General features: G+C 63.6%; 6 protein-coding genes and 2 tRNA genes. 5 read left to right on the top strand and 3 right to left on the bottom strand.

What is annotated here, in order from left to right:
• Window positions 1–268: 268 nt before the first annotated feature.
• Window positions 269–1,933: a sugar ABC transporter substrate-binding protein gene (locus EN742_RS18970; protein WP_128333146.1), complete on the bottom strand. Its 1,665-nt coding sequence runs from the start codon at window positions 1,931–1,933 to the stop codon at window positions 269–271.
• Between the two features lie 277 nt (window positions 1,934–2,210).
• Here EN742_RS18970 and ugpC point away from each other — a divergent pair, with 277 nt between their 5' ends.
• The 4 genes from ugpC (at window position 2,211) to EN742_RS18950 (ending at window position 5,412) form a co-directional block, all read left to right on the top strand.
• Window positions 2,211–3,269 carry a sn-glycerol-3-phosphate ABC transporter ATP-binding protein UgpC gene (gene ugpC, locus EN742_RS18965; protein WP_127406753.1) on the top strand — a complete coding sequence of 353 codons (1,059 nt, stop codon included), beginning with the start codon at window positions 2,211–2,213 and terminating at the stop codon, window positions 3,267–3,269.
• 30 nt (window positions 3,270–3,299) lie between these two features.
• Window positions 3,300–3,752, top strand: a complete 453-nt coding sequence (locus EN742_RS18960; RefSeq protein WP_127406752.1) for an RbsD/FucU family protein — start codon at window positions 3,300–3,302, stop codon at window positions 3,750–3,752.
• 4 nt (window positions 3,753–3,756) lie between these two features.
• Window positions 3,757–4,683: a ribokinase gene (gene rbsK, locus EN742_RS18955; RefSeq protein ID WP_127406751.1), complete on the top strand. Its 927-nt coding sequence runs from the start codon at window positions 3,757–3,759 to the stop codon at window positions 4,681–4,683.
• 501 nt (window positions 4,684–5,184) lie between these two features.
• On the top strand, window positions 5,185–5,412 hold the full coding sequence (locus EN742_RS18950) for a hypothetical protein (protein WP_127406750.1): 228 nt from the start codon (window positions 5,185–5,187) through the stop codon (window positions 5,410–5,412).
• A 134-nt stretch (window positions 5,413–5,546) separates the two neighbouring features.
• On the opposite strand, the gene EN742_RS18945 is transcribed toward EN742_RS18950, so the two are convergent.
• Window positions 5,547–5,623, bottom strand: a tRNA-Asp gene (locus tag EN742_RS18945).
• A gap of 218 nt (window positions 5,624–5,841) precedes the next feature.
• Here EN742_RS18945 and EN742_RS18940 point away from each other — a divergent pair.
• Window positions 5,842–5,917: transfer RNA gene (locus EN742_RS18940), tRNA-Val, on the top strand.
• Between the two features lie 63 nt (window positions 5,918–5,980).
• On the opposite strand, the gene EN742_RS18935 is transcribed toward EN742_RS18940, so the two are convergent.
• A complete protein-coding gene (locus tag EN742_RS18935) occupies window positions 5,981–6,751 on the bottom strand; it encodes an SDR family oxidoreductase (protein WP_128333147.1) in 771 nt (256 codons plus the stop codon).
• Window positions 6,752–6,755 lie beyond the last annotated feature (4 nt).

The following is a 6,755-nucleotide window of genomic DNA, read 5'->3' as shown; positions in this document are numbered from 1 at the left end:
GTGGTGACGTCCGTCTTGTAGAGGATCTGCAGCGCGATGACGGCGAGCAGGCCGAGCGTCGCCGCGGCCATCAGGGCGAAACCGAGCCGCTTGCGGCCGGGTGCGATCAGATCGGCTGGAACGCCGTTTGCCGGCCATGCATTGGTTGGCAAGGTCTGGTCAGCCACGCGTCCCGTCCGTCGATACAAAAGCTTACGACCGGCCCGTCCGGTCAAAACAGGGTCCGGCGGCTTTGCGTCGCCGGACCCCGGTTCATCATACGATCAGGCTACACGCCGAGCGAGGCTTTGTAGAGCTTGATCTGGTTTTCGCGGCCGATCTGGTCGGTCAGCTTCTCCCAGGCGGCGGCGATGGCATCGGCGCCTTCCTGCGCCTTCATCTTGCCGGCGAAGGTGTTGGCCAGGATGTCCTCGGCGGCGCTGTAGTACTGGAAGATGCCGGGGATACGCGGCTCGATCGCCGCGTTCGGATGATTGTAGCTGTCACCCTCGGACTTGAGGTAGGAGCTGATGAACGCCTCGTCGTAGCCGGCCGCCACCCATTCTGGAATGTTGAAATGGCTGTTGCGGTAGGGCTGGAAGCCCGACGGATAGGCCGCGCACCAGAGCGACAGGTCCTTGCCGCCGAGATGTGCCGCCGCCGACCATGCCGCCTTCTGCTTCTTCGCATCACTGTCGACGCGGGCCATGACATAGACGCCCCAGCCGAGATAGGCGCAGTTGGGCGAGTAGTTCGGGCCGCTGGCGAGCTTGTCCCATTGGCCGGTCTTCGAATTGTAGACGTCGTCCGAGCCGGGCAGGATCGAGAAGCCGGTGACGTCGCCGATGACCGACGAGTCGTTGGTCTTGACGTTGGAGCCGATGTCGCCCCACCACGGGATCATCGACCCGGTGCCGGCCAGGAACTGCTGGAAGCCGGTGGTGTTCGGATCGGCGTTGATCTGGTCTGGCGGCTCCGAGGGCAGGGCGTCGATGACGTCCTGGATCGCCCGCACCCAGGCCGGATTGTTGATGCGCGGCTTCATCGTGTCGGCATCGAATATCCAGGCCTTGTCGTCGGGATGCTTGGCATAGGCGCTGGCGCGGCTGCCGAGGAAGTAGAAGCCGAAGCCGCCCCAGGGCTTGGGCGCGTCGAGATAGCCATACACATCCTGGCCCTTGAACTGCTTGCCCTTGAGGAACTTGGTGACGGCTTGCACTTCCTGCCAGGTCTTCGGCACGCCCCATTCGGTCGTCGCCCCGCTCTCTTTCCAGGCCTTGGCGAGATCGGCATCGGCGAACACGTCGGTGCGGTAGTTGAAGTTGTGCGCGTCGCCGTCGATGGTGACGCGGTACTGCTTGCCGTTCCAGGTGCCGACCGGCGGCTTCAGGTAGTTGACCAGGTCGTCGAAGTCGATCTGCTTCTTGACCCAGTCCGGCATTTCGGAGGTCAGGCCCTTGCCGCATACATCGCCTTCGAAGGGCGCGCCCATCTCGATGATGTCGAAGTCGACGGTGCCTGTGGCGATCGACTGCTGCAGGCGGGCGTTGTAGTCGGCCTGCGCCAGGTCGATCCAGCTGATCTTGGCGCCCGTATAGGCCTCCCACGGCTTCAGGAAGCCGCGGAACAGAACGTTGTGCAGGTTCTGGTTGTTGAGGCCCATGAAGGTGAGCTCGACGCCGGCGAACTCGCCTTCCTTGACATTGGCCTTGGTCGCTTCGAGGCAGAGCTCGCCCACCTTCTGGAAATCGGCGTCCGTCGGCTGACCCTTGCCGACACCTGGAATCTGCAGGATCTGCGCGCGCAGATCGTCGGCCGCGGCGGCCGGCCGGGTCAGTGCGCCGAGGCCGGCGCCTGAAGCCGCGGCAATCGCGGCCATGCTGGCCGCGCCCTTGAGAATGTCACGCCGGGTGGCACCCGCGCGGACCAGTTTTTCGTAAAGACCGACTCTCATCTACATTCCTCCCAGAACAAAAGCCGTGAATTTGACGTGCCAACCTACCGGACGCCGAAACGTCTGCGTTTCTCCTATACCATACGGGGACGTGGGACCCCACCCTGCGTCGCTTGGAGATCCGATTTCCGGCAAAGCACCGATCATCGGATTTTGCGCTCGCCACTATTCGCGTAATCGATTACCTTGTCAACAGGAATGGCTTTTTATCTATAATATACTGACTTGCCCTTGCCGTTGGCAATGGCTAGCTTCACCGAAAACGATAGGGGAGATGATGGCTCAAGTCGCGATCACCAATGTGGCCAAGGCGTTCGGACCAGTCAAGGTCCTGCACGATGTCAGCGTCGATATCGCCGACGGCCAGTTCGTCGTGCTGGTCGGTCCTTCCGGCTGCGGCAAGTCCACGCTGTTGAGGATGGTGGCCGGGCTGGAGACCGTTTCCGGCGGCACGATCGCGATCGGCGAGCGCGTCGTCAACAATCTGCCGCCGGCGAAGCGCGACATCGCCATGGTGTTCCAGAACTACGCGCTCTACCCGCACAAGACGGTGGAGCAGAACATGGCTTTCGCGCTGAAGCTGCGCAAGACCGATCCGGCGATCGTCGCCGAGCGGGTCAAGCGCGCCGCCGACATCCTCGATCTCGCGCCCTATCTCAAGCGCTATCCGCGTCAGCTCTCGGGCGGCCAGCGCCAGCGCGTCGCCATGGGCCGCGCCATCGTGCGCAACCCGCAGGTCTTCCTGTTCGACGAGCCGCTCTCCAACCTCGATGCCAAGCTGCGCGTCCAGATGCGCACCGAGATCAAGGAACTGCACCAGCGGCTGAAGACCACCACCATTTACGTCACGCACGACCAGATCGAGGCCATGACCATGGCCGACAAGATCGTGGTGATGCGTGACGGCCGCATCGAGCAGGTCGGCGCGCCGCTGCAGCTGTTCGACCGGCCGGCCAATCTCTTCGTCGCCGGCTTCATCGGCTCGCCCGCCATGAACCTTCTGAAGGGCGTCGTGCGGAAGGGCGACAAGTCCGTTGTCGACATATCCGGCACCGCGTTTCCGCTTGCCCCCGGCAGCGCGGCCAAGGATAGCCAAAACGTCGTCTATGGCGTGCGGCCCGAGCATCTCGAAATCCACCCCGACGGCGTCGCTGCCAGGATTTCCGTGGTCGAGCCGACCGGTTCCGAAACCTTGGTCTTTGTGCGCTTCGGCGAAAGCGAGATGGTGGCGCTGTTTCGTGAGCGCCACGACTTCAAGCCGGGTGACACGCTGCATCTCAGGCCACGGCTCGACCAGCTCCACCTCTTCGACGCAAAGACCGGAAACCGGCTCTGATTTCCCAACAGATTTTTCGCGAGGACTGCCATGCTCAAAGGGATCAATCCGCTGCTCAATGCCGACGTGCTCCAGGCACTGCGGGCGATGGGTCACGGCGACGACCTGATCATCTGCGACACCAATTTCCCGGCCGATTCGGTCGCTCGCCAGACGGAGCTCGGCTATCTGCTGCGCATCGACGCGCCGGCGGCGGAGGTGGTGAAGGCGGTGCTGTCGCTCTATCCGCTGGACAGCTTCGTCGACGACGCGGCCGCCCGCATGGAGATCGTCGGCAATCCTGACGAGATCCCGCCGGTGCAGAAGGAGGTGCAGAAGGAGATCGACAAGGCCGAGGGCAAGCCCTGGCCGATGATCTCGATCGAGCGCTACGCCTTCTACGAGCGCGCCAAGAAGGCCTATTGCGTCATCCAGACCGGCGAGCGCCGCTTCTATGGCTGTTTCGCCTTCCGCAAGGGCGTCATTCCGCCGGATGCGGAGTAGGGCGATGGCCGGGAAGCCTGTCGTCATCCTCGGCGTCTTTGTTGCCGACACCGCCTATCGCGCCGATCGCCAGCCGCGCATGGGTGAGACCATCCTCGGCAACTCTTTCAAGCTGGGGCCGGGCGGCAAGGGCTCGAACCAGGCGGTCGCGGCCGGCAAACTGGGCGCCGACACCACCTTCCTGACCCGGCTCGGCGTCGACGCTTTTGCCGACATGGCCAAGCACACCTGGCAGGCGGCTGGCGTGAAGGCGGCGGTGATTGATACGCCGGAGAGCTATACGGGTGCCGCCTATATCTTCGTCGAGGAGACCAGCGGCAACAATGCCATCATCGTCAGCCCTGGCGCGGCGATGCTCATCTCGCACGCCGACATCGAGGCCCATGCCGGCCTGATCCGTTCGGCCGGCGTCTTCATCACCCAGCTCGAACAGCCGATCGAGGCAGCGCTGAAGGCGCTGGAGATCGCGCGCGAGGCAGGGGTGACGACCATCCTCAATCCGGCCCCGGCGGCGAGGCTGCCTGACCGCATCTATGCGCTTTGCGACTACGTCACCCCCAACGAGACCGAGGCCGAGGAACTGACCGGCATCAAGGTGTCGTCCATCGACGATGCCCGCCGCGCCGCCGACAGTTTTCTGGCGAGGGGTGTCGGTTCTGTCATCATCACGCTCGGCGAGAAGGGCGCGCTGCTGCACACGAAGAGCGGCTCCGACCACGTCGGCGCCGTCAGTGCAGGTCCGGTTGTGGAAACAACGGGCGCCGGCGACGCCTTCAACGGCGGTCTCGCGGCGGCCCTGGCGAAAGGCGTCGAGCCGCTGCAGGCGGTGAGATTCGCGTGCGCCGTCGCCGGCATTTCGGTGACCCGTCCTGGCACGGCTCCGTCGATGCCGACATTGCAGGAAGTCGAGGCGCTGCTGGCGAGGGGGTAATTCCCGACCGAGTCGCGTGCAACCCCACCGGTCCGGATTGTCGTCGGGCCACTAGGCATCAAGGCGGCCGATCGGGTGGCGTCCTCCATCCTGGCATTCCCGGTCGGCCAGGATGCCGGAATACCATCTGGGCGCCGAACGTTCTCAAGGCGGTTTCGGAGATCTGCTTATTGCTGTCGTTGGACCGGCATAGACCTGTCGACGCCAACCCGGGTCGCGGCCAGCAAGCCTGCCCAAATGGCCTCTCCGCGTTGGCCTCTGGTGACATATTAGCCACAGATAATGTTTATCGGTGATCCCGTCTTGCGCCTTTGGCTTGGGTGTCCCGTAATGGGTCATCATTTCTGGCATCGCGATTGCAATGTCAGCAATGCTCGGGGTCGATCGTACCCCGACAGCCGGGGGGCAAATTTGGGGGCCCCGCCGCTCCGCCAATGGAGCGGCGGGCTCTTTGACAACTGAGAAGGCCGCCTGAATCGCCAAACCTTGGGTGCTGCAGCCATGTATTTTCCTCAGTTTCTAGTGGGTATGCTCGTGACGTCGTTCGTCACGGCTATCTGGGTTGGAATCGAAACCGGCTCTGTCTGGACAGCGCTCGGTTGGGCCATTCTTGCGATAGTCATTCTTCAGATTGGATATGTCGGTCTGGTCGTGCGCCTGATCTACAAGCGGCCATCAGAAGGCACTGAACTGGCCCAGGTATCGACAAATTACACGCCCCCGGCGTGAAGCGCGGGCGATCAGGCTTGCAGCGTAGCCGGCGCAGGGCTCCCGGACGGGATCATATTGAAAAGCTGCAACCCTCCGCCGCCGGAAAGGTCAAACTTTTTTCGGAGGGGCCGGGCCTAAGCCCTTGGAAGAAATGGCGCGAGTGACGGGGCTCGAACCCGCGACCTCCGGCGTGACAGGCCGGCACTCTAACCGACTGAGCTACACCCGCGCACTGACGAGCACGTATCAGCCGTGTTCGTCGTTGGGCCGCTGGATAAGGGGTTCGCCACCGGGTGTCAAGCGCGGCAAAGCACCTTATCAGCAAACTGGAGAAGGTTTTTTGACAACCGCCTCTTTCCGCTGGAAAACCGCCACGCGGCCAACGCGGCGCCTGTTCATTTGGCCTTGCGAAGCCTGCCCTAACTGCTTAAAGGTCCGGCCCGGAGCGGGCGATTAGCTCAGTTGGTAGAGCGCTTCGTTTACACCGAAGATGTCGGCGGTTCGAGCCCGTCATCGCCCACCATCCCAGCCATCTTCAAGCAGTCACCTGACGCGAATCTCGCCGTTCGGCCACGCCCGCCAACGATCACGGCGGCAGCAGGCGAAAATCCTTGCCTTCGGGCAGCAGCTGTCCGCCGTCGACGACGATGGTCGTGCCGGTGATGTAGCTGGCGTCGTCCGAGGCGAGGAACAGGAAGGCGTTGGCGACGTCGCGCGGGCTGCCCAGCCGTCCGAGCGGTATGGAGTCCTGCATGTTCTGGATATAGGCAGCACCGCGATGCAGCTCGATCGCCTCGGTGAGGATGTTGCCGGGCTCGACGCCGTTGACGGTGATGCCGTAGCCGGCGAATTCGAGCGCGGCGGCACGGATCAGCCCGTTGATGCCGGCCTTGGTCGCCGAATAATGGCCGTGGCCGGGGCTGGTCACGTGCGGCCCGGTGATCGAAGATGTGAACAGCATACGGCCATGCCGCTGCGCCTTCATCGGCACGAGCGCAGCCCGTGTGGCATTAAAGGAGCCGCGCAGGTTGACCGCCATCACTCTATCCCAGTCCTCCGGGCTGGTGTTCTCGATCAGCTGCCAGGGATAAATCCCGGCATTCTGGACCAGGATGTCGAGTCGGCCATGCTGCTTGAGCGCCAGCGCCACGGCGGCCTCGGCCTCGGCCATTTGCGAGATATCGGTGCGGATGAAGGCGGCGCCGAACTCGCTTGCGGTGGCTTGTCCGGCCTCGGCCTCGGTATCGGCCAGCACGAGCTTCGCGCCCTCTTCGGCGAAACGCTGCGCGATGCCCTTGCCGATGCCGCGCGCGCTGCCGACGATCAGCGCGACCCTGTCCCGTAGCCGGTCGGTCATGCCA

The organism is Mesorhizobium sp. M4A.F.Ca.ET.020.02.1.1, assembly GCF_004022645.1.
In the GTDB taxonomy this organism is placed as follows: Bacteria; Pseudomonadota; Alphaproteobacteria; order Rhizobiales; family Rhizobiaceae; genus Mesorhizobium.
Note: the sequence above shows the minus strand (reverse complement) of the source record. Positions and strands in the feature narration are given on the sequence as shown.

What these genes read in the sequence shown, in the direction of transcription:
- EN742_RS18970 (WP_128333146.1), bottom strand. Translation starts at nt 1,933, where the DNA reads ATGAGAGTCGGTCTTTACGAAAAACTGGTCCGCGCGGGTGCCACCCGG.
- EN742_RS18960 (WP_127406752.1), top strand. Translation starts at nt 3,300, where the DNA reads ATGCTCAAAGGGATCAATCCGCTGCTCAATGCCGACGTGCTCCAGGCA.
- EN742_RS18950 (WP_127406750.1), top strand. Translation starts at nt 5,185, where the DNA reads ATGTATTTTCCTCAGTTTCTAGTGGGTATGCTCGTGACGTCGTTCGTC.
- EN742_RS18935 (WP_128333147.1), bottom strand. Translation starts at nt 6,751, where the DNA reads ATGACCGACCGGCTACGGGACAGGGTCGCGCTGATCGTCGGCAGCGCG.
- rbsK (WP_127406751.1), top strand. Translation starts at nt 3,757, where the DNA reads ATGGCCGGGAAGCCTGTCGTCATCCTCGGCGTCTTTGTTGCCGACACC.
- ugpC (WP_127406753.1), top strand. Translation starts at nt 2,211, where the DNA reads ATGGCTCAAGTCGCGATCACCAATGTGGCCAAGGCGTTCGGACCAGTC.